Source organism: Bdellovibrio bacteriovorus (assembly GCF_001592745.1).
GTDB lineage: Bacteria > Bdellovibrionota > Bdellovibrionia > Bdellovibrionales > Bdellovibrionaceae > Bdellovibrio > Bdellovibrio bacteriovorus_B.
Genome location: NZ_LUKD01000008.1, coordinates 500,163 through 522,113, shown reverse-complemented (window position 1 = coordinate 522,113; position 21,951 = coordinate 500,163). Strand labels below are relative to the sequence as shown.

At 46.1% G+C, this 21,951-nt stretch carries 19 protein-coding genes; 11 read left to right on the top strand and 8 right to left on the bottom strand.

Annotated elements, in window-relative coordinates; all coding sequences use genetic code 11:
• Positions 1-55: 55 nt before the first annotated feature.
• Positions 56-781 carry a DUF4423 domain-containing protein gene (locus AZI87_RS17075; RefSeq protein WP_063209488.1) on the bottom strand — a complete coding sequence of 242 codons (726 nt, stop codon included), beginning with the start codon at positions 779-781 and terminating at the stop codon, positions 56-58.
• Between the two features lie 310 nt (positions 782-1,091).
• Here AZI87_RS17075 and AZI87_RS17070 point away from each other — a divergent pair, with 310 nt between their 5' ends.
• Positions 1,092-1,850 (top strand): TIGR02147 family protein, encoded by a 759-nt coding sequence (locus tag AZI87_RS17070; RefSeq protein WP_081112267.1) that lies wholly within the window; start codon positions 1,092-1,094, stop codon positions 1,848-1,850.
• On the top strand, positions 1,850-2,527 hold the full coding sequence (locus tag AZI87_RS17065) for a hypothetical protein (protein WP_063209484.1): 678 nt from the start codon (positions 1,850-1,852) through the stop codon (positions 2,525-2,527). Before AZI87_RS17070 ends, AZI87_RS17065 begins: the two co-directional genes overlap by 1 nt.
• 1 nt (position 2,528) lies before the next feature.
• On the opposite strand, the gene AZI87_RS17060 is transcribed toward AZI87_RS17065, so the two are convergent.
• From AZI87_RS17060 to AZI87_RS17050, 3 genes are all read right to left on the bottom strand, one after another.
• Positions 2,529-5,549: a tail fiber domain-containing protein gene (locus AZI87_RS17060; protein ID WP_063209482.1), complete on the bottom strand. Its 3,021-nt coding sequence runs from the start codon at positions 5,547-5,549 to the stop codon at positions 2,529-2,531.
• Between the two features lie 180 nt (positions 5,550-5,729).
• The gene (locus AZI87_RS17055) at positions 5,730-6,860 is read right to left on the bottom strand and encodes a hypothetical protein (protein WP_063209480.1); all 1,131 of its coding nucleotides are present in this window, start codon (positions 6,858-6,860) and stop codon (positions 5,730-5,732) included.
• Positions 6,861-6,879: 19 nt separating this feature from the next.
• Entirely contained in the window at positions 6,880-7,896 is a 1,017-nt protein-coding gene (locus AZI87_RS17050; protein ID WP_063209478.1) for a hypothetical protein, read from the bottom strand.
• A 194-nt stretch (positions 7,897-8,090) separates the two neighbouring features.
• On the opposite strand from AZI87_RS17050, the gene AZI87_RS17045 reads away from it, so the two are divergent.
• The 5 genes from AZI87_RS17045 (at position 8,091) to AZI87_RS17025 (ending at position 12,627) form a co-directional block, all read left to right on the top strand.
• The gene (locus tag AZI87_RS17045) at positions 8,091-8,897 is read left to right on the top strand and encodes a hypothetical protein (protein ID WP_063209476.1); all 807 of its coding nucleotides are present in this window, start codon (positions 8,091-8,093) and stop codon (positions 8,895-8,897) included.
• 28 nt (positions 8,898-8,925) lie between these two features.
• A complete protein-coding gene (locus tag AZI87_RS17040) occupies positions 8,926-10,749 on the top strand; it encodes a collagen-like triple helix repeat-containing protein (RefSeq protein ID WP_063209475.1) in 1,824 nt (607 codons plus the stop codon).
• 14 nt (positions 10,750-10,763) lie between these two features.
• Positions 10,764-11,102, top strand: coding sequence for a hypothetical protein (locus tag AZI87_RS17035; protein WP_063209473.1), 339 nt, complete (start codon positions 10,764-10,766; stop codon positions 11,100-11,102).
• Between the two features lie 140 nt (positions 11,103-11,242).
• Positions 11,243-12,025 carry a TIGR02147 family protein gene (locus AZI87_RS17030; RefSeq protein WP_063209471.1) on the top strand — a complete coding sequence of 261 codons (783 nt, stop codon included), beginning with the start codon at positions 11,243-11,245 and terminating at the stop codon, positions 12,023-12,025.
• A gap of 77 nt (positions 12,026-12,102) precedes the next feature.
• The gene (locus AZI87_RS17025) at positions 12,103-12,627 is read left to right on the top strand and encodes a hypothetical protein (protein ID WP_063209469.1); all 525 of its coding nucleotides are present in this window, start codon (positions 12,103-12,105) and stop codon (positions 12,625-12,627) included.
• A gap of 277 nt (positions 12,628-12,904) precedes the next feature.
• On the opposite strand, the gene AZI87_RS17020 is transcribed toward AZI87_RS17025, so the two are convergent.
• On the bottom strand, positions 12,905-13,552 hold the full coding sequence (locus tag AZI87_RS17020) for a hypothetical protein (protein WP_063209467.1): 648 nt from the start codon (positions 13,550-13,552) through the stop codon (positions 12,905-12,907).
• Between the two features lie 239 nt (positions 13,553-13,791).
• Between AZI87_RS17020 and AZI87_RS17015 the strand changes: the two genes are divergently transcribed.
• On the top strand, positions 13,792-14,157 hold the full coding sequence (locus AZI87_RS17015; protein ID WP_063209465.1) for an ArsR/SmtB family transcription factor: 366 nt from the start codon (positions 13,792-13,794) through the stop codon (positions 14,155-14,157).
• Complete coding sequence (locus AZI87_RS17010; RefSeq protein WP_063209463.1) at positions 14,141-15,088, top strand: SRPBCC family protein; 948 nt, start codon at positions 14,141-14,143, stop codon at positions 15,086-15,088. The genes AZI87_RS17015 and AZI87_RS17010 overlap by 17 nt, the downstream gene beginning before the upstream one ends.
• Before the next feature lie 39 nt (positions 15,089-15,127).
• Here AZI87_RS17010 and AZI87_RS17005 read toward each other — a convergent pair whose 3' ends face one another.
• Entirely contained in the window at positions 15,128-15,811 is a 684-nt protein-coding gene (locus AZI87_RS17005) for a type 1 glutamine amidotransferase domain-containing protein (protein ID WP_063209655.1), read from the bottom strand.
• Positions 15,812-15,983: 172 nt separating this feature from the next.
• Here AZI87_RS17005 and AZI87_RS17000 point away from each other — a divergent pair, with 172 nt between their 5' ends.
• The gene (locus AZI87_RS17000) at positions 15,984-16,892 is read left to right on the top strand and encodes a LysR family transcriptional regulator (protein ID WP_063209460.1); all 909 of its coding nucleotides are present in this window, start codon (positions 15,984-15,986) and stop codon (positions 16,890-16,892) included.
• Positions 16,893-16,894: 2 nt separating this feature from the next.
• On the opposite strand, the gene AZI87_RS16995 is transcribed toward AZI87_RS17000, so the two are convergent.
• Positions 16,895-17,470: a hypothetical protein gene (locus AZI87_RS16995; RefSeq protein WP_063209458.1), complete on the bottom strand. Its 576-nt coding sequence runs from the start codon at positions 17,468-17,470 to the stop codon at positions 16,895-16,897.
• 207 nt (positions 17,471-17,677) lie between these two features.
• Positions 17,678-18,562 (bottom strand): pirin family protein, encoded by an 885-nt coding sequence (locus tag AZI87_RS16990; protein WP_063209457.1) that lies wholly within the window; start codon positions 18,560-18,562, stop codon positions 17,678-17,680.
• 240 nt (positions 18,563-18,802) lie between these two features.
• On the opposite strand from AZI87_RS16990, the gene AZI87_RS16985 reads away from it, so the two are divergent.
• The gene (locus AZI87_RS16985; protein WP_063209455.1) at positions 18,803-21,949 is read left to right on the top strand and encodes a S8 family serine peptidase; all 3,147 of its coding nucleotides are present in this window, start codon (positions 18,803-18,805) and stop codon (positions 21,947-21,949) included.
• Positions 21,950-21,951: the final 2 nt, after the last annotated feature.

The following is a 21,951-nucleotide window of genomic DNA, read 5'->3' as shown; positions in this document are numbered from 1 at the left end:
CTCCGAAAAATTTCTGAAATTTGCGGCCTCCTATACTCGTCTATCTGGCCTTTTATTACTTCGAAGAAGAAACTTTTTTGGTTAACGGCATACATCCAAAACTAAGAAGATAGACTTCTTGTTTTTTAACTCCATCGCGACACAAGAAATCGCTGTGCTCCTTCATGACATCCATGACCCGAGCACGAATGTATTCAAAATCATTCGGATCAATAGCCATCACAAGAGTTCCATAGAACTGCTCATTCGACTGTGGGGCCGTAACAGCTTGAGATAATTTCGCAAGATCTTCGGTTTGCGGATTTTTAACAAGTCGCAAGTGCGCCCGGCGGCGCAAGCCTTCTGCGTGTACTAGACAGCCGGACGTATTTCTGGTGAGCGTTCCATTTTGCTCAAGTTCTTCAAGTCCGAATCGGGCCTGTTCTTCACTGATTCCCAATCTGCCGGCAATCCATGATGGGATTTCTTCAAAACCTTCCGTCGCAACCAGTTCAAGAAAAGCATCATAGTACCAGCGCTGTGACAAAGAAACTTTCGCACTTTCATACAGATATTTTTTTATGTCCGGATCTTTTCCTAGGCCCAGTTTGATTTTATTAATGCTTTTTTTAGAGAGGTTGCGCTTACCCGTCAAAATTTCATTGAACGTTGAAGAAGTAAACCCTAATTGAATAGCGAATGCCCTCTGCGAGAAACGTCTGTTTCGGTTTTTCTTAATATCGATAAGTTTTTTAAGGCACTCTCTAACATCCACTTCATGTAAATCGAAAAGGCTTTCCAATATTCCCCCAAATTCTTCCAGCACTTTGAATTGCCAATCCTAATTTTAACGGCATCCGTGTTGCGTTCTGTATCAACATCACACCATCTCAACCATTATTCGTTCTGCTTTTTTTAGAACAAATTCGACAGAATGACACCAGCGTTGTTTCGCCTGCAAAATGCGTACGACATTTCTCCGCACGCTTCCGAACAGCACTCGCGATATTCTGTTTTTTTCAGAACAGTTTGTGAATAGACCTGCGGAGAACTTTTCAAAATGATTCTTGAAGCTCTTGATAAATTCGTCAATTCTCCGTAGTTTTCCGCGAATGAAATACCGGGAAGTCGCTGATCTTATAACAAAAGTATTAGAGGAAAGACGCTTTAGAAATCCTCAATACTCAATGCGTGCTTTAGCTCGTGATTTAGGTGTTTCTCCGAGTCGCGTCTCTAACATTATGCGCGGCAAAGTTCTACCAGGTAAAAGAGTTATTCAGAGAATTGAAGTCGCGTTGAAGCTCAATAAAAACGAAGCCGCTTATTTAGCCTACTTAGTACAAAAATCGAAACACCAAAAGAAGGACACTCGACGCGCGCACCAGCTTCAAGAAAGCGAGATTTTTTTCATTCGCGAGTGGTATCATTTTGCCATTCTAAATGCCATGGACACCCTTCACTTCGACAGCGATCCTGATGTGGTAGCAGAACGCCTGAATCTCTCTCCTGAATTAGTCAAAGACTCTTACGCAAAGCTTCTTCAAGCCGGACTGATTCACGAAACACCACAAGGCCTCCGTCCCACTTACACAAATTTAACTTCGACGAGTGATATACCTTCTGAGGCTCTAAAGAACATGCACCACCAATTGATCGATAAGGCACGTGAGTCACTTATCCGCGATCCTATTGACGTACGCGATATCACGTCGATCGTTATTCCGTCGAATCCGAAAAATATTTATAAGGTTAAAATGCTAGCTCGTGAATTCCGCCGTCAAGCTAATGAAATTCTAGAGCAAGGTGAAAAAACTGAAGTCTACAGTATCTGTTTGCAGATCTATCCTTTGACTCATTCAAGGAATCATTGATGAAATCATTTCTATTTTTAACAACATTCTTCTTCCTTTCATTCAGTGCGGCTCGCTCTACAGAATTCGGAAATGGCGGAAAAGGAATCGTGTGCCCAGCAGCAAAGACCGTTCAGTTCTATGACACTTATGAATCTGTTCAGCGTTATATGCTTATTCCGTACTTAAAGGACATGAATCTCTCTGTCTGCCATATTCCAGAAGTGGAAGGGTGGGAAATCCTTGTTCCTTGTTTATCAAAAAGCATCGACCTGGCACTTGAAAGCCTCCAAAGGGTCAAACCTTTTGATCCTGTCTTTGTGACCGAACTTGAAAGACTTCTGCACCGTTTTGTAACGGAGGCGCAGTTTATTGATGGAGAACTTTTCCCGACAACGGACGCCGGCATTGGATTTATCCCGCAAGGTTGTGAGCTGAAACAACTGGCCGTGCAGCATGTTTCGCAGTTTAAGAATGATTCGAGTTACTTCATTTCTAAGCCGCTATGGATTCAACTCAGTCTAGCCGATAGGGTCGCGCTACTAATTCACGAAGTCGTTTACAAGCGAGCTTTGCAAATCACCCCGAATATCTCGTCTTCGGAAAATGTTCGTTATTACTCTTCTTATATTCTTTCGACGTCGGCATTGACTCGTCAGAAGTACGCTCAGATTAAAAAAATCCTTTTAGAGAAATAGGTTATCTCGCGCCAAGAGCCTTTTCAATTTTCTCAAGGCGCGCTTTGATCTGAAGATTTTCTTCTTCAAGCATTTTTATCTTAAGATCTTTTGCCAGAACCTCTAGCTCCAGTGTTTGGATTTTATTTTCTACCATCTCTTTGTCGGCCTTAGAAGCCATTCCAAGCATAAGTTTTTTATTAAGCTCTTTAATAGCTCCGGTAATCCAAGGAATAAAGCCTGAGTAACTGACTTGCTTGTAGCCGTCATTTCCTGTTGTCACGAATTCAGGAGCAATTTTTTCCACTTCCTGTGCGATATACCCCGTGTGACGACCATTATTCACACTTCTCCATTCGTATGTAACTGTGTTCAGTTTTAAAATATTCTCTAATGATGTGGCATCTGAAAAGCCTGTGACGTTCTTCTTAAGCCTTTCGTCAGAAGAACAGCTCACACTTCCGGCCGTGGCAGGACGGATCGAACAACTTGCAGTGCCGTCTGTGAAAAATCCTACGGTGGCCCCGGAAGCGCCGGCAACATGAAGCGCATAAGCAGGGGCTACCGTTCCAATTCCCACGTTTCCACCTGCAGGATTTAATAAAAGAGCCTTGCTAAGAGAATAATCAGTTTTAGTGCGAGCCTGAAGCCATGGATTTTCAGTTGTCGAGAAACCTGCATCAAGGACAGTATTAGTGCCTTCGATTCGCTGAACAGTTCCTGACGGATTAGAACCAAAAGGCGAAGGATCAACTAAGGCGCCAATTCCTTTAACATGGAGCCTTGCCGCCGCCGACTCCATTGCTAAGCCTTGTCCTAAAGACAAGTAGCCGTTGGAGTCAAGCCGCATGACGAATTGGCCACCACCCATCGTACCTAAATTGCCAAGTTCGAAAATCAATCCGTTCCCGTAAGGTCCTGCTGAAGGTGAACCAAAAATCTTGTACTGCCCCCCTAATAACCCCGTTCCCTTGGGTTGAAACTCGATGCCGGCAGAGCCCGCCGCATTGCTGGCCGCCACAGTGATGATAGGATTTGAATCAACAACCGTCATCTTCGTTTGCACACTGGGTGTCGGCGTAAGAGCATCGCCAAAATAAACATTGCCTGAAGCAACATGCAGCGTCCCTTGAGGGTTTGGTGTGCCTATACCGACGCTTCCTGCCGCCGTTGCAAGAATGACGTTACCGTTAGAATGCAGACCCACTCGCTCCGTACCCATGGTATACAAGGACATGCCATTGCCACTCGCATAGATCGAAGGTGGATTTGTTGTAGAACCTGACTTCAGGTGAATCCCCATATAATTGGCATCGGTCGATTCGAAGGTGGTTACTACTTGCCCCGAGGATTTGACGTGCAATGAGCTTGCAGGATAAATGGTACCAATTCCCACATTTCCCGCTGTCGGTTGAAGAACTAGATTTGTCGCAGCTGTTCCGCCTGTGTGAATGGCGTTCAATTGCACATAAGTATTTCCAGAGGCGGCCCCGAAATCGACGTCAAAACCAGTTCCGCTAGTACCAGAAACATAGTCACTTGTTCTTAGTCCAAAAGGACGGAACGAGCTATTCGCCGCATACACTTCAAAACGGCGTGTGGGACTGGGAGTTCCTACGGCCACATTGCCTCCACTATAAGAGACGTTCGAACCCGAAGTCATCCACTGTGAGCTTACACCGGAGGGAATCACCGACGTGCTGATTTTTCCTGAACCATCAAGTTGTGGAATCTGATTAGCCCCCGTACCCACATCCACCGCAAGACTGTTGGAATTCAACTTTAAACCTGTGCTGAGAGAAAGACCGATGCTAGTTCCTAAATCAACAAGCGGAGCACTCACTCCGAGTGTCGTAAAAGCAGAAGCCCCAGTTCGCTTCACAATCCCGGTTCCCGACAAAGAAGTTAAATCTGAAGCCGCTAATGAAAGAGTGGTGGGCTTCCACTGAGCTCCATCAAATTGTAAAACTTGATTGTTGGTGGGAGCCGAGGAAGCCACCGGCGTTCCTTGCAACCCTTCCACTACGGCCGTGCCTTGCGACCCACTGACATCGCCCGAAAGAGTGATGGAAATAGGTGTACAACTAAAACCTCCAATGGGAGAAATAAATGAAAGTGTATGCGCCGCTGAATTGCACGCTGGCAAACTCGAGTACGGAACAAAACCGGTGATAGAAGTTTGACTGGCGTTGATCACACGACCATAAGAATCCACTTCAATGACGGGCATATGTATTGCCGAACCATAAGTGCCGGCGGTCACTCCAGAGGTGCTTAGTGAGATTGTTCCACTATCAGTGATTGGCCCTCCGGTTAATCCAGCTCCAGTCAGGACACTCGTTACCGTACCGCCGGAAGCACCCGAGACACTGCCACAGCCGAACTTCATGGTATTTGCATCCCAAGTCAAAAAGCTGCCACTATCGCAGTTCACACTTCCCGCTCCGGAGTTATTGATTTCATTTTTTAGAACGAAATCATTCACGGAATTTTTTCCGAGCTTTTGAGCCGATGTCGCATAACCCGCATAAGGCACCGTGCGGATTTCATTATCGGGTGTCACCGTCTTCCATCCCGTGCCGTCATAAAAAGCCACTCGCAATAAACGGCCGGCCGTAGCTATTGGATGATAAGGTGTTGTCGTTGCAGAACAATTATAGGAACTTCCCGAACTAGAACAGGCTCCACAGAAATATCCCATTCCGGAATCATTATTGAAAATATCAACCACGGTGGAGGCACCAAGACCCGTGATGTATTGAACGGATCCGGTACCAATAGGAACATCAAAAACACCTTTTGAGTTTTCCATGTTAATGCCGTTCACTTGCTCTTGATAAATCACACATTGCCCACCGGGATCGAGAATCTGAAACACGAAAGAGACATTTTTATTTTCAAACGGCGTTCCGTCAGAACGAAGAATACGACCTTGATAAGTCAAGGAACCGGTTGAAGCTACGGGACCGACAGCGTAGGCAGGCAATACCACTGCGGATAAAAAAAGATAAAGGAGATGATTTAACAACAGACGTGAAAGCATTTACAACTCCTAATGTTTGATGAACTATTCGGCGTTGCACGTTGTGCTCTCAATATGGCCTTTAATATTTTACAGAGTTTCCGTTCTGGTTATTCTAGAACAAGACTTTTAGGTACTACAGACAATAAAAAAAGCCCCGGTTCTTACCGAGGCTTTTTCTTTTTCTATTTGTTTTTTCTTTTACGAGCTTGTGCAAGCGCAAGTGTACTTCGCTTTGCAACTTCCCGTTCCCTGCAGTGTTTGACCTACGTTGGACTGCGTGCATTGATTCTGACTTGTTTCTGGATCCGAACAAGGCCCCAGAACTGGCGTCGTTGAAGCATAGTAACAACGAATTGACGGTGGATTCAGATAGAATTCACTGCTCACTGTGGTTCCGGTTGAGGCGTCCCTGGCATACATAGCATATTTGCCACCCACTGCGCCCAACGAATCCAGTTTCAAACCTGAGTTGTTGATCTGCCAAAGACCTCGAACCGTGCTATAGCGGCCCAGATTCTGAGCAGGCATGTAGTTGTTCACAGAGCTGCAACGACCACTCCCCACTTTTTCATGACAGACGCCCACGTTAGGACCAAGCCCCGCAATGTGCGAGAAGGTCTGATTTAATGAACTCAATCCCGAATTTCGCGTGAAGATCTTACTGCCGTAAGAATCTTGCGTGATCGAAGAAACCGTATCACGCCCCCAAGCATTGAAGTAAATTCCCGCATCGTGCAGTTCGGAACGAACTGAAATCATAGCTTCAAGTCTTAGGCGAACTCCGGCACTAGGACCATTGAAGAAAACAAAGTCTGTTTCTGAATCCGGAACCATTTCATGCACAACGACCTTGTCAAGGACGTCGCCGACCTCACTGTAATCTAATGTGAATCTCCACGTCCTATCCGAAACCTGATACCGCCAGTTGGGAAGTTGTTCTACAGGTTTACTGTAATGCGCGACCGTGGACATCGCCTGTCGATATCCCGGCCAATACTCACAACCATAATAGCTTCCCATGCACACATGCACGTTTTTATCGCTTAAACCGTAAACAGTTCCATAGACGATTTTTTTAGGAGAAAAAGAGGGCTTTGCTTCTCCGTCATATTGATCTGATAACACGATTCGCGGAGTCACCAAATCAATCTTGGCCGACGATGAAGTTGGCTCGGAAGAATTCATTTCCGTCGAACTCACTCTTTTCAGATTTAAAGCTTCGGTCTCTGCAGCCGTAAATTGCGTGCCCGAACAGTTTTGAAAACCCAAAACTAAAAAGGAAGTACAGATTGTGCCGACTGACGCTATTTTAATTTTACATAAGTTCATAACATCCCCCTCGAAGTTTCTATTGGCAAGTCGCCGTACCACAAGCATTACTTAGAGTTTGACCTCGTACAGAACAAGCTTGACCAATCGGAGCCGGTGCCGGCGTAGGACCAAGACATGCTTTTTCTACGGTCATCACCCATTTAGGTCCCGAATAAGGCGCCGGGCCGGCCGTGTAAGTGCGCCCAGGATAGAAACGAATTTCCAACCGATTTCCGTTAGGGAGAATGTAACGAGTAAAGTATTCTTGATGTGGCCAGCCCCAATTAGTGACATCAAAGTTTGCCGAGTAAGTGTCTGTGGAAGGATTGTAAGACCACTGTTTATCATCACTGCCGCCAACAACACGGAACTCGGAGTCTTTTAAACAATAAACATTATAATTTGACATAAGCGCCGTACATCCACGCAATCCTGCACCCCCCACACCACTTAAGACTTGCACCACGCGAGTTAAGTAAGAGCCGTTACCTGAAGACGAATCTCTAAAAAGAATCGGTCTAAAGCGGACCTCAGAGCGTGTGCCATCAGGTAAAATGTAGCGTGTGATATAGTCAGCATGAGGCCATCCGGAGACGGTGAAATCAGCAGAGTAAGTATCCGTTCCTGCATTATAACTCCACTGCTTGTCACCCGCTCCACCTACAAGGCGATAGTCAGTGTCCTTCACACAATAAATATGTGATTCCGAAAGTAAAGCGGTGCAACCACGCAGGTTGGGTCCCCCGACGCCGATCAATGTTTGCTTCACTCTTTGAATCGTCGAGCCGTCACCGACTGAAAGGTCTGTAAAAAAAAGTTGCTTGGGAGGGGCATACAAACCACCACTATTGGAGGTATCCGTCCCAGATGTTTGCACGATTCCAGTTCTACCGAGATTGTTACTTCCGTTACTACTTCCCATGCTTGACTGGGAACTGAAAGTACCTTGATCCGTTTGAAATCCAGATTGTGGCACGCAGTTTTGAAAGGCGAGCACACATAAACTGCCCACCGTAACTCCGACGAGATACCTACCCATATTCAATGGTTTCATTATTCCCCCTTTGGAATGTGTGGACTTATCGGCTCTTGATTCTTGCGAATAAACTGGAAAACTCGACTATGTGTTCTGGTATTTTTAGAACGAGTGAACTCTTCGACAAGCGCAGACCTGCTTGTTCTAAAAAGATAGAACACTTCGTTGTGAGGATTTCTAAAGACTGCATTTTTTACCACCGATATATTGGTATGAACTTCATTTCAGCTCTCTCGAATCAAAAAGGTTTTAGCATCATCAGTGTGCTTTTGGTGGGCACCATCTTGAGTATTTCGGGAATGGCGACAGTGACAACACTGTTGAATCAACAAGCTGTTCAGAAGGAAGTGCGCTTCAAGGACAACGTCCTTCACATTCGCAATTCCCTATTGTCAGCGATCACCTCTGACTCATCCTGGATGATGACCCGGGCAAAGAATGCGCAAATGAAATGCGTTTCGTCTTCTCAGAAATTCTGCACGCCAGGCGAAACAGAGCGCTTGAATATCGCTTTATATGATGCGGAAGGAACGATTATATATGATAGCGCTATTCCTTCTGCAGGATATCGCATGGATGGAACACGATGTGACACTTACTCTTCGGCGGGCGATGACTCATGTCCTCTGCACGTCTCTTTAAAGTGGCGAGCTCAGTGCGCAAACAGCACCTGCTCTTCTTTTGAAGACTACATCAGTATACACTTTGTATACACCCCGCACTCAAAAGAGAATAAGTTCCCCTTCAATCCTGCTAACTACAACGTCGTGGAACAAAGCCGTGGACAATTTGGCGGAAACGACTCCCCTGTTCTTATCTGTGCCCGCAAAGGCATGATTTTCATTGGCGAAAAAAATGTATTTAACGGACAAACCTCCGATGGCGAAGGTTGCATATCCTATGCTGCGTTCCTGGGACCTCGCGGGCCTCAAGGTCCGACAGGTCCCACGGGGCCGATGGGAGCCACCGGCATGATGGGCCCTCAAGGTTACAATGGGGCGGATGCGTATTGTCCGTAAGTTACACTACCAAGATTCGAGGTCTTATATGACGACACCAGGTTCGAATACAAAAGGCTTTACTGTGGTCGAAACTTTAGTGGCTCTGGGTGCATTAGGGGCCATCGTCAGTGCTTCTATGGTAGCGGCGACACATTTTCAAAAGATGTCGATTTTGAATGCTAGAAAATCAGCTTTCAGTACCATTTCAGCAAACTTAATGTCGACGATTAGTCAGCAGTATTCTTGGGATAAAACAATTGCGCAAAATCCCGCAATGGCATGTATTCAAACTTATCCGGCGAGCTGCGCCAATGACACGAAAGCTAAAATCATTTTAGTTAACGGTGACGGCCTTAGACTGACCGACCCAGGGAAACAACAACAAGGTTTTAATCCGGACGGCTCTGTTTGTGACAACTTCGGAACGCCCAACACATCCTGTCTTTATCAGGCGGAAATTATCTGGTCCGTACATTGTACTTCGGCGACAACATGCCAATATCCAGAAGAAAAAATTGAAATCAATTTCAAATACGGCGGTCCCGAACAAATTAATTTAAATGCCTTTAACGTCCTGCCAAGAGCAAGAACAAACCTCGGTGACAACCTTTCACCAACAGCCACTTGCGCAAAAGCGGGAAAGGTCTTTGTAGGTTTTAAAAACTCCGTCACTGATGGCGACGGAAAGACATTCACAGCGGATTCAACTGGATGTCTTCCTCTGATCGCATTCACCGGGCCTACGGGCCCTCAAGGAGCCATGGGGGCTCGAGGTGCCACCGGAGCCCAAGGTCCGCGCGGTCCTGCGGGCAGCAATGGGTCTACCATTTTCTTAAACACTGGTGGCAACGGAGGCGGAAATGGTCCCGGTTCTGGCGGAGAAGGTGGCATCATCATATCTGGAAAACCATCTCCGCATCCTATTGCTTCGCCGGGAGCGCTTTGTTCTTTGAATGGCCAAACGCTGAGTGACGGCCAAAGCATCACGCTTTATGCATCTGAAACCGTGCCTTTTGGACAAAACTGCCAAAGTGAAACTAGAACATGTATTAACGGAGTTCTGACAGGTTCCTATGGGGCTACACAATGTCGAACGGCGCCGCCGCAACCTTGCGTCGTCGGTGGTTATGCGCTGGAAGACGGAGAAACTGTCGAACTTTACGGAGCCCCTCGTTGTGGCGTCGCCTCTTCAGCGCCTGCAACTTGCACCAACGGACAATTAACGGGACCAGGCGCCGGATTTTCTTACCGCTATTGCTACGAAGCAGGATCACCGCTCATGGTGCAATTTGGTTCGAATGTACAGAAGGCAGAGCCACTTGTATTTACATCGCACGAAGATGGAATCACCTTCGACATACTTGGAATGAACTCATCACCACCTTACTCTCCGAAACGAATTTCCTGGTACCGATCGCCTCAATATTATTTCCTAGTGAAACCCAATAACGCGGGTGAAGTGCGCGGTATTGATGAACTCTTCGGAGACAATACATTAGGACCCGACGGCAAATTTGCCAAAGACGGATATAAGGCCTTAGCGAAGTATGACGGAACAAGCGTCGATGCGAAAACGCTCCTTGGTCCCGCAGATACTTATATCACTATTGAAGATCCCATTTATCACAAACTTCGCCTGTGGCACGATGAAAACTTTGACGGCGTCGCCCAGAAGCACGAACTGTTCACACTCAAGCAGATGAAGGTGGAAGTTATCGATCTTAATGCAGATCCAAACTTTAAAGAGGTGGACAAATATGGCAATGAAACCACATTGAAGTCCGTTGTCAAAACAACGGACGGCAACTATCACTTGATGTTTGATGTGTGGTTTTCATATTTTCGCGATAATCCACCAAAGAAAAAATAAATGAAGGCATCCGTATGAAAAACAAATTCGTTATTCTCACCTTGAGTCTGGCGGTTTTCTTGGTGATCGCAAAACACCTGAAAGAAAAATCAACAAGTGTCACGGCAGAAACTGCGGTTCTGCCAGATGTTGAGGAATTGAAGTCGTCTCAGCCTCAGTCTCACGTGCCAGAGCCCAATAAAGGACCTGAAGCCAGAACACAGTCTTCAACTTCAGCCTCCACCTTTACGTCCCAGGAAGCATCTGCTTCGGTGAGCCAATCCGCTCCCCTAGAAGCACCTCCAAAAGACATGCGAAAGATTGATCCCGAGAAAAAAGCAGCGGCATTAAAAACGCTGTCGGTTTTCAATTGAAGAAGAAGGTTCTGCGCAATTATAGATTTTTAGCGTTCTCTATTTAAAAAAAAAGGCAGAACAATTACTGCCCGTCGTCTCTGGAAAATCACCCTGAAAAGCTATAAGAATTTTGGTGTGGGCATCTTGGGAGACACAGAATGAGTAAGTGGAAACAACTCTTGCAGTACGACATCAAAGAATATCTGGTTCAGGTCATCGAAAACAAAAAGAAAAAAAATCCACGATTTTCACAACGGGCCTTTGCCACTAAAATAGGATTGTCGGCATCGACACTCAACGAGACGTTGCGTGGCAAAAGAAAACTTTCCAAAAAGACGATCGCGAAACTAAAGATCGCCCTTGAAGGCGATGCTGATTTTTTGGAGATATTAGAAAGCCCGCTGCCACCCTTCTCTAATTTTTGCGTGGCCACGAACGAGCTGACGTCCATAGCTTCTTCGTGGTATCACTATGTTATTCTCGAATTAACCTCGACAGAAGATTTTAATGATAATGCCGAGTGGATCTCCGCACGCATAGGAATATCGCCGGAGGAAGCGCAAAAAGCCCTGAACGACCTTCTTAACATTAATGAGCTTAAGAGAAATCAGTTCAACAAAATCATCTCTACAAATAAAAACTGTATTAAAGTCGCCGACGAAACAAGCCGCACTATCATGATAAAGACGGCTACAGAGTATTTACAGAAAGCCCAAGACTCTTTCACAAAGCGGCCTCCACATGAGCGCTTTTGGAGCAATATGGTCATTGCCTGCTCTAGCGAAGACATGGATTACATACAAACCAAGGCCGTCGAATTCGTACAGGAATGTCACGAGTATTTAAGCCGCCTCAACGTTCCGAAAGACGAGGTGTACGTTCTTAACATCGGATTCACTCCCATGACTAAAAAGGTCGAGACTGTCAGTCTTTCCGATTAGCTCGTCGTTCTACATTCTTCAGAACACCTATTTTTGAAGTGACATTAAGATTTGGACATATTCTCCGATAAGTTGAAATGATCCGAATCAGCCTCTTTCAAAAACTTTTATTGACGACGATGTTTGTGATCCCAGGTTTCGCTCAGGGAAGTTCCAAAATTGAACATATACGAGGCCTCGAAAAAATCGTCGTGTCCAACGCAGCTAATGCTAGGTCTCTTTTTAGATCTGTGCGTTTAAATAAGGCGATTGCTCACTGTGTTTGCGGTAAAAAGAACTGCGCTCCGAATGTTATAAAGCCCTTTTCACTGTATGATGAACGGGATGTCCTCATCAGTGGCAAAAGAGTCTACGATACTACAGGACGTTACTGTAAAAAAAATTGTGAGTATGAAGCGGTCACTTCATTTTCATGTATTGGGTCTGCCTGTGGAAACTCCGCAGTCAATCCAGAGACCAGCCTTCGTATCTATTACAGCCTGCGTCCGAAATCAGTCCTAAACTCTACAAGTGCGGGAGAACCCGTACTCGAAGGAGTCGTGGATATTCCCTTAAGTTCCGTACGTAAGGTCGCCTTCAGAGAAGATTTTTGCGTTCCGTAATACTTAAATCATTTTTGCTATGCCTTGGCCTTCGAATGAAGACGAAACTGCCCATCTTTTTCAATGACAGTGGGCCGCTTTACTTACTAAGAGCCTGCAGGCGCCGAAAAAGCAGAATAAGCCTGAACTATTGATTGCTTCACTGCCACCGTGGCAGTGAACTGATACAAAAAAAACCGCTATCTCTAGCGGCTTTTGGTTTACTGCATCCACGAACAACACCACTTTTTCAAACCTATTCAGTGGTTATTCGGAATTTAAAATGGATTGAAACTATTTACTGAAGAACCAACTGCACCGTCGCTGATGCGGGAACAGTTCCACCGGAAAGAACTCCCGGCATTCCTGAATCGCCCAAGCCCACAGTCAGACTCGTGCCTGATAAACTGATAATGTTAGACACTGTTTTGTTCGCGAGACTTGGAAAGTCTTTGTTCATACACGTCATCATGAAGGCGGATTCCGCGACACCGTTGTTGCCGTTAGCAGCATTGCCAGCCCAGGGACTGGATCCTCCACAGTCACTATTGTAAGCTGTCTGCGCTGCCGTCACCATAGGCATGATAAAGAGATCATCAAGTTGGAAGTCGATATTGCGTGTAGTTCCCGATCCCGAAATAGCAACGGTTCCTCCCGTTAAGTACACGACGGTGTAGTTAGCACCTGTACACGTACCCGTATACCAAAGCTCGGTATAATTAAAATCTGTCCCATCAAATTCAATCTGCGCTTGATAATGATCTGCGCCCGTCACGGGGTCGTTCCCGGCTAAGCAGGCTGTTTCAAAGGCTTTTCCAGATAGCCAAGAGACACTGAGGTCTGGAGCCGTTGAACCACTGTCGTCACTTTCAGGCGCATTACAGCCGACTAAAAAAGCTGTTAATAGAGAAACCGCTATGACACTAAACGTACCGCATTTCATCATATGTTCACCTTGTTAGTTGTTTAGAACCCCCTACTTCTCGACACAGTTTTTATCGAACTGAAGAGCGACTCGCGATTTCTTTGACCGAATCTTGAAAGAGCACGCGCCAGTTCGGGACTTCGTTACAATGCTGTTAATCCATGAAATTCCGTTTTATTTCGAATGCTTAGGCCCCCATTGACAAAGTATTATGTTGCGATTATATTTAACTTATTAGTTAATTAACCGAAAGGTAAATTATGCAAGATCAACTCAGTCAAACATTCTCGGCCCTTGCGGATCCCACACGGCGAGCGATGCTTGCTCGTCTATCAAAAGGCGAAGCGAACGTATCCGATCTCGCAGAACCTTTTTTAAAAGAGATGAGTCTGCCTGCGATCACGAAGCACTTAAAGGTTTTAGAAAAAGCAGGTCTGATCACAAAATCCAAAGAGGCTCAGTACCGCCCTTGCAAATTGAATGGCGAAGCCTTGAAGACCGCCTCCGACTGGATGGAACAGTACCGTGTCTTCTGGGAAGAAAGTTTTGATCGCTTAGATGAATACTTAAAATCGGTAACGGCTAAAAAGAAATCGAAAGGAAAGAAAAATGGGCGCAAAAAATAAATCCAACGAACTTAAAATCATCCGCATCTATGACGCTCCCGTAAAATTGGTGTGGGATGCATGGACAGATCCCAAAAAAGTCGCGAAATGGTGGGGCCCTCGAGGCTTCACGATCACGACACACAGTAAAGATTTAAAACCGGGCGGGCACTGGGCCTACACCATGCACGGACCTGATGGCACGAACTGGGAAAATAAAACCCTCTATCACGAGGTGGAAAAACACGCGAAGCTCGTTTATGACCATGGAGGCAATGATGATCGCCCTCCCCTCTTTCGCGTGACCGTTCTTTTTTCAGAACTGAATAATGGCAAGACGAAAATGGATATGACGATGACACTGCCTACACCAGAAGCGGCAGAGCAAACTCGCAAGTTTATTAAACAGGCGAGCGGAAATTCCACTTGGGACCGCTTGGCAGAATATCTTTCTGACGAGATCGATCACAAAGAAAAGTTCGTTATCAATCGCACGTTCGAAACCGACATCAACACCATGTTTGAGATGTGGACGAATCCTCAACACTTTTCAAAATGGTTGGCGCCGACAGGATTTTCGATGGAGTACATTCGATCAGAAATCAAGCCGGGCTCTACAACTTTTAGCATGATGACCAATGGAGATATCAAGATGTACAACCACATCAAGTATCTTGAGATCGAGAAACCTCATCGCATCGTTTACACGACAGCTTTTGTGGATGAAAAAGAAAATAGATCTCACCACCCCGCTTTGCCGGTATGGCCACAAATCATGCTTACGACAATTCAGTTGGCGGAAGAGGGACCTGAGGAAACTCGTGTGACAGTAACGTGGGAACCGCAGAACGCCACTCCGGAAGAGATAGCCATCTTTGTTCAGCACAAACCAAGTATGACCATGGGCTGGACAGGATCTTTTGATAAGTTAGAAGAACTTTTACAAAAATAGTAAATTAAAAAGCCCGCTTTTTAGGCGGGCTTTTTTTTCTTACTTCAGAGTTTTTGCTAATTCGACAATCTTCTTAGCAACACTGTGACCAGACTGAGGATTCTGACCGGTTACCAATCTTTCAGAAACACTGCTTTGATCCGACCAGTTCTTCGCGGGATGCATCTTCGCCCCACGACTGCGCAGCTTCGACTCAAGTAAAAACGGAACCGTTTTCGCTAGCCCCACTTCGGCTTCTTCCGCATCCGTAAAGGCACTGACATCTTTTCCCTCCACGAGGTACTTCCCATTCGCCAACTTGACATCCACTAAAGCTGCAGGCCCATGGCAGACTGCTGCGACAATCCCGCCGTTGTCATAAACTCCCGCTGCCACCTTATTGACCGCCTCGTTTCCAGGGAAATCCCACATAGCACCATGGCCCCCGGCAAAGTGAACGATTTGATAGTCCTTAGGATTTACGTTGGCTAATGCCAGTGTATTCTGTGTTTGAGCCATCAGCTCTTTGTTTTCAACGAAGCGTTTGTTATCTGCATCTTTGAGGTCGCGGCTTGATTCATCCATAGGGGCGACACCACCTCGAGGACTTGCGAAATCGACTTTATATCCCGCTGCCACCAGGGGATAATAAATATGTGTTACCTCTGATAGAAACCATCCGGTTTGTTGTTTCGTGTCACCTTTTTGATCATGATTCGTAATAACGATAAGAGCCTTTTTCATAACGGCGTCTCCTTTTGTGGCAGCCTCTGCTGTCTGAAAATTAAAAATGAATGCAAGTAAAGCGATATAGCTCATAAAGCCTCCGATACACATATAATGCCTTCAGACTCTATATAAATCCAATTCATAGCTTTCATATTAGCTATCTGATATATTCATACTAGGGAGTTTTATGAAACCAAACCTAGACACCAATTTGTTCTTTATTGCCGAAAGCCTTTACCGAACGCTGAATGTTTCACAAACAGCTAAAGAACTTCATATGAGTCAGTCTGCCGTCAGTCACGCGCTTGCAAGACTTCGCGCCCATTTTGATGACGCTTTGTTCGTTAGAGTCTCTAAAGGCATGGCAGCAACCGAGACAGCAAAAAAATTACGGCCGTCCGTCGAGGAATTCGTAAAACAAGCTCGGGATCTTTCGCAAAAATTAGAACGCTTTGATCCTGTCAAAGCGAAAGGACGCATCACCATCGCCACAACGGACCTCGTAGAGGTGATGATCATGCCTGCTTTGTTGAAACGCTTGAAAAAAGAAGCTCCCCTCCTGCAAATCTCCATCAGGCCCACCGGCGGAGAACTCCCCGTCAAAGATTTGGAAAGAGGGACTTACGACTTTGCCATTGCTGGATTTTATAAAGATCTGCCCGAAGGCTTTTATCAAAAAAAACTCTGGGAAGGCGGATTTTCAACAGCCTTCAGAAAAGGCCACGGATTTATTCGCGGAGAGCTTTCGCCGTCTCAGTTTTATCAATGCGATCATGCTTTGATCACTCTTCAGGGGGATTTTAAAGACGGATTGAAAAGAAAAGTCGGCACTAAAATTCAAGAACGAAACATAGTCCTGGGTTCGTACAGTTTTACCGGACTCGCATGGACGCTAGCAAACACAGACATCGTACTCACGGCGCCCACAGTGTTATTAGAAAAATACAAAGAATACTTTCCGATCCACATTCAAAAACCACCTGTGGAGATGCCTAAAATCACGCTTCAAATGATCTGGCATGGTATCACGCACAAGGATCCTCTGAAGCAATGGTTTAGAGACGTACTGACAAGTGAGTTTCAAAAGCTTAAATAATTTTATTGAGGACGAGGGCAAAGACCGTCTTTTTGACAGTGAATCACTTGATCGCGCAACTGAGACATTTCGTCCAAAGTGTGCTCAAGCTCGTAATCAAAACCGACAGCTTTACCGCCTTTTTGAGAGACAGAAATAAATTGAGTCACGTACTGGAATTGTTCGTAATCGTATTTTTCTCCACTCGAAGTATTCACGAAGTCGATTTTTTGCCCCGAGCCTAACACCGTCAAGAAGCGTTTTCTTTGTTGCTTGGCTTTCTTAAGACCGTTTTTGAGATCCGTGTAGCATTTCACTTCACCGACCATCGCCACTTTCTGCGTGTTCTTATCCATCAAAACCATATCAAGCTCGCCCACCGTGCGGCCTTTGACGTTGTAAGCAACACCGACAATCACTTCGTATTGAGGCACAGGATAAAGCTCTGAGAATTCGATTTGCGCCACTTCTTCACACACAGCACCGGGATCACGATAATGGCGCGCATGAGACTTGATCTTTTCAAAACTTTCCGCCAAATCTGCAAAGGCCGATGATGATGCTATAAGAAGAAAAACAAATATCGCGAAGTTACGCATAGAGCCCCCAATAGGTAGAGGGACTTTACCCGCAAACCCGCGAGAGCTCTAGCATGGGTTTTTATCTTAGAAAAAGGTGACCCGGCGTAAAATCTTTCGACACTGTCCGGAGCTTCAAACTCAACCAATGCGCTTAAAAGAAAAAACCCGAGGACTCAAAGAATCCTCGGGCCGTCCAAAACGTTCCCTGAAACGCTCTATATAAATTTATCGTACAACTTCTTGAGCCAACTGACCCATGCGACCTAGTTGATAATCGGTGATAGCTTGCATGATCTCGGCTTTCGAGTTCATCACAAAAGGTCCGTAACCGACAACGGGTTCATGAATGGCTTCACCACCCATGAAAAGAACCTTCGCGTCACTTTCCACGGCTAAAGAGAAAACATCTCCAACCGGATCAAGAGCGGCTAGCGAGGCTTCTTGCAAAACCTCACCTGTTCCTAAACGCACTTTCCCGCTAAGGACAAAGACCGAAGCCGTGTGTCCTGCAGGCACTTTGAATTCTGTCGTATGCCCTGCTTTCAATCTAAGATCCCAAAGATTGATCGATGTAAACGTCATAGCAGGGCCTTTATGCCCGTCAAAATTTCCAGCGATGATTCGCGCAACCCCGGCCCCATCCGCCAACTCCACCGAAGGAATGTTTTTTGAGACAATTCCTTGGTAACGAGGAGAAGACATTTTGTAAGCACGAGGCAGGTTCACCCAAAGCTGAACCATTTCAAAGCGTCCACCTTGTTTCGCGAAGTCGGGACCATGAAATTCTTCATGCACCAATCCAGAAGCCGCTGTCATCCATTGCACATCGCCGGGGCCGATAATTCCGCCGCCACCTGCTGAATCACGATGTTCCACCTGACCGTCGTAAACTATTGTGACCGTTTCAAAACCGCGATGAGGGTGTTCGCCGACACCGCGACGTTCTTTACTGGAAGATGCCGGAAAATTTGCAGGGCCTGCATAGTCCATCAAAAGAAATGGTGACATTTCTTTTGCGCGGTCATTGTAGGAGAAGATTGAACGAACCGGAAATCCATCACCCACCCAATGACGCTGTTCTGTAGTCTGAGAGAAGAGAAGTTTTTTCATAAGGACATCCTTTCGTTAACGTACAATATAGCACTCCTCACTGACTGTGGGTTCGGGACACAATAAGGACAGATTGTTCCAGGTATGGAACAATCATTTCTAGAAACCAGAGCCGTTCTGACCTCAAAATCGGGTTCGCTTTTTTGTATCTTTCGGCACGGTTATTGGATATATCCGCTTGGCTGACCGAATGCCGCCCTTTTGGGGTCGAAATGGCCCTTCGGTCGCCAGGGGGAAATCATGAAACTTCAGTCATTTGCAGCTAGATCGTCTTTAATCACGCTTCTTCTTTCATTGGGGATTGCGGGTTGTACGGCCTCCAAAACGGCTCCGGGAGAAATTTCTAATAACGGATTTTTGGATGGACTTTACTCAACTCGCCCACAAGTGGAAGAGCCTTTTATTGCCATCCTAAAACTCCAAAATCCTGCGCTTCTTGAATCCGCTCAGCGTAAGGATGGAAAACTGCAAATTGACAAAAGACTTTTGGCGGCCATTGAAGCCGAACAGAAAGCGACTATCGAAGAACTTGCCGCAATTTCTCCAGACATTCGAGTTCTTATTCGCTACCGACTTGTTTTAAACGGTGTTGCGATCTGGGCACCTGCGAAAGCCTTTGATGCGATCAAGTCTTTGCCTAACGTCGTCATGACGGAAAAATCAGGTCATTTTTCTCGTCCTATTATTCAAGCCACTGAGGTCGCGGGCCGCTTGGGAACGAACACTTCTGTTAAATTCATTGGCAGTGAAGCCGCTCACGCGCTGAACATTCGCGGTCAAGGCATGAAGGTCGGCATCATTGACACCGGCATCGACTATACTCACGCTATGTTCTTGGGTGAAGGAACAGAAGAAGCCTATAAAGCAAACAATCCTTCCGTGGCCAATGCCGGATTCCCAAATAAAAAAGTTGTCGGCGGCATCGACCTTGTCGGAACGGAATACAACTCTGGCTCTCCTAACTATGAAAAACGCATTCCTCGTCCCGACGTCAATCCGTTGGATGAAGGTGGTCACGGAACCCATGTTGCGGGAACTGTCGCGGGGATCGGTGATAATGTAAACACTTACAGTGGCGTTGCTCCTGAAGCGGACCTTTATGCGATCAAAGTTTTCGGAGCGAAAGGTTCAACCAGCGATGAAGTCGTCATTGCGGCTTTGGAATACTCTGTTGATCCTAACGGAGATTTGAATTTCGATGATCAATTGGACGTTGTGAACCTTTCTTTGGGAAGCGGTTATGGCAACCCCCACATCATGTACAATCATGCGATCAAAAATACGGTTCTTGGTGGCACAGTTGTAGTCGCAGCAGCAGGTAACAACGGAGATAAGAGCTACATCGTAGGCGCCCCTGGCGTTTCTGATGATGCGATCTCCGTGGCTTCCGTGATTGATGATTCCAATCAAAACGTTCAATTTCCAGCAGCGGCCTTCACGACTTCCAGCGGAGTTTTGAAAGAAGAATTCCTAGAAGGCGCGATCACAAAGCCCTTGGCAGATGTACCAGCGCTTAAAGGAGAGTTGATCTTTCTAGGCGTGGCCGATAAAGACTTCGACGAAGCGACGAAAGCACAAATCAAAGGCAAAGTCGCGCTCATCGATCGTGGTGTTGTCGCATTTGCTGACAAAATCAAAAGAGCTCACGGTGCTGGCGCCATTGCCGTGATCGTAGCAAACAACGCCGATGGCGAGATGATCGTTATGGGCGGCGAGGGCTCTTACGACATCCCTGGAATTATGATCACGAAGAAAAGCGCAACGGCAGTAAAAGCCGAAATGGCAAAAGGCTCTGTGATCGTTGATTTAAAATCTGGAGCTATCATTGAAAAACCGTGGTTGGCGGATACCGCATCCCCGTTTTCTTCTCGCGGTCCCCGTTCTGAAGATGGCCTAATTAAACCTGAAATCTCATCGCCAGGTTCAAACATTATTTCCGCAGACATGGGCTTAGGCGCGAAAGGCGTTGCAAACTCGGGAACATCCATGGCCGCTCCTCATGTGGCGGGTGTGATGGCTCTTCTAAAGCAGAAGTTTAACACTTTGACTCCGGCGGAATTGAAATCTGTTCTTTTGGGTCATGGGAAAGTGATTTCTGATGCTAATAAAAAGACCTACACAATCAGCCGCCAAGGTGCCGGCCGTGTGCAAGTAGCTGAGTCTTTGAAAGCCCAAGTGGTTTCAATTCCCGCGACGGTTTCTTTGGGAATTACGGACGTTGAAAAGCAAAAAACTTTAAGCCGTCAGATCACTTTGAAAAACATCAGCGACGCGGCTTTGACTTTGACTCCAGAGTGGTCAGGATCTGCTGCTTTAAAAGTGAGTGCGCCTTCTGTGACGTTGGCTGCGGGTGAATCTAAAACTATCACTGTGACGGCAAAAATCATCGGCTCTTTGATGCAAAATCAAACAGATGAATTGGACGGCTTCTTGAAATTCAAAACTTCAGAAACTGTGGCGTTAAAACTTCCAGCGTTGGCAGTGGTTCGTCAAATTTCGCAAGTGAGCGTAAAATCTTTGACGGTGCACGCAACTTCAGCGGCAGATGCTGCCGGCAGCGTGGCGACGCTTGAAATTCTGAATAAGGGCGTCAACACAGGTTATGCTTACCTATTTAACTTGTTGGGTTCCGACTCACGCAAGAAAGATCCAAAGCCCGATTTAGCTCACAACCGCAACTGTGACATGCAATCAGCTGGATACCGCATTATCGAAAAAGACGGTGTCAAAAAATTGCAAGTGGCGATCAAGCTTTTTGAAGGCATGACGACTTGGAACACCTGCGAAGTGAACGTGCAAATCGACGCTGACGGAGACGGCGTCACAGATCAGGAGCTTGCAGGTCTTCCTGCCGAAGACGTTCCAGGTCTGACTGGCGAGCAATTTGCGACTTTGCTTCTTGATGGCGCACAAGCCCGCGAACTTCGTAAAAAGTTTGAAGCCGACTTTGCAGCAAATCCAGAGAAAGCGAAAGAAGACTACTCATCAGCGGTTTTAGATCAGCAAGCGATGTATGTGTTTGATAACTCGACGTTAGCGATTATTGAAGCTGATGTTTCCGCACTCGCTTTAGCTGAAACCGGAGAGTTGAATATTAAAGTCTCAACCACTCACCAAGATAATGGCGTGATCGAGTACGATGACTATTTGGAAAACCAAGATACAAAATGGCAGAAAGTTTCTGTCAACTCTTTGGCGCAAGCTTATGCAGAACTGCCAGAGGAAATCGAACTTGCTGGCGGTACAAGCCAAAGCCTTTCTTTGGTCAAAGGTTATGGCGCTGAAAGCCTGGTTCTTTACGCTCCTCAAAACAGAGCGGTTCGTGACACTGTTCTTGAAGACTCTCAGTCTCAGGTTGTACCTGTGACTTACAATTCCGAAGATTAATT

Excerpts from the sequence above, each read along its gene's own strand:
- AZI87_RS17070 (WP_081112267.1), top strand. The coding sequence starts at position 1,092 with ATGAAATACCGGGAAGTCGCTGATCTTATAACAAAAGTATTAGAGGAA.
- AZI87_RS17065 (WP_063209484.1), top strand. The coding sequence starts at position 1,850 with ATGAAATCATTTCTATTTTTAACAACATTCTTCTTCCTTTCATTCAGT.
- AZI87_RS17060 (WP_063209482.1), bottom strand. The coding sequence starts at position 5,549 with ATGCTTTCACGTCTGTTGTTAAATCATCTCCTTTATCTTTTTTTATCC.
- AZI87_RS17055 (WP_063209480.1), bottom strand. The coding sequence starts at position 6,860 with ATGAACTTATGTAAAATTAAAATAGCGTCAGTCGGCACAATCTGTACT.
- AZI87_RS17050 (WP_063209478.1), bottom strand. The coding sequence starts at position 7,896 with ATGAAACCATTGAATATGGGTAGGTATCTCGTCGGAGTTACGGTGGGC.
- AZI87_RS17045 (WP_063209476.1), top strand. The coding sequence starts at position 8,091 with ATGAACTTCATTTCAGCTCTCTCGAATCAAAAAGGTTTTAGCATCATC.
- AZI87_RS17040 (WP_063209475.1), top strand. The coding sequence starts at position 8,926 with ATGACGACACCAGGTTCGAATACAAAAGGCTTTACTGTGGTCGAAACT.
- AZI87_RS17035 (WP_063209473.1), top strand. The coding sequence starts at position 10,764 with ATGAAAAACAAATTCGTTATTCTCACCTTGAGTCTGGCGGTTTTCTTG.
- AZI87_RS17030 (WP_063209471.1), top strand. The coding sequence starts at position 11,243 with ATGAGTAAGTGGAAACAACTCTTGCAGTACGACATCAAAGAATATCTG.
- AZI87_RS17025 (WP_063209469.1), top strand. The coding sequence starts at position 12,103 with ATGATCCGAATCAGCCTCTTTCAAAAACTTTTATTGACGACGATGTTT.
- AZI87_RS17020 (WP_063209467.1), bottom strand. The coding sequence starts at position 13,552 with ATGATGAAATGCGGTACGTTTAGTGTCATAGCGGTTTCTCTATTAACA.
- AZI87_RS17015 (WP_063209465.1), top strand. The coding sequence starts at position 13,792 with ATGCAAGATCAACTCAGTCAAACATTCTCGGCCCTTGCGGATCCCACA.
- AZI87_RS17010 (WP_063209463.1), top strand. The coding sequence starts at position 14,141 with ATGGGCGCAAAAAATAAATCCAACGAACTTAAAATCATCCGCATCTAT.
- AZI87_RS17005 (WP_063209655.1), bottom strand. The coding sequence starts at position 15,811 with ATGAAAAAGGCTCTTATCGTTATTACGAATCATGATCAAAAAGGTGAC.
- AZI87_RS17000 (WP_063209460.1), top strand. The coding sequence starts at position 15,984 with ATGAAACCAAACCTAGACACCAATTTGTTCTTTATTGCCGAAAGCCTT.
- AZI87_RS16995 (WP_063209458.1), bottom strand. The coding sequence starts at position 17,470 with ATGCGTAACTTCGCGATATTTGTTTTTCTTCTTATAGCATCATCATCG.
- AZI87_RS16990 (WP_063209457.1), bottom strand. The coding sequence starts at position 18,562 with ATGAAAAAACTTCTCTTCTCTCAGACTACAGAACAGCGTCATTGGGTG.
- AZI87_RS16985 (WP_063209455.1), top strand. The coding sequence starts at position 18,803 with ATGAAACTTCAGTCATTTGCAGCTAGATCGTCTTTAATCACGCTTCTT.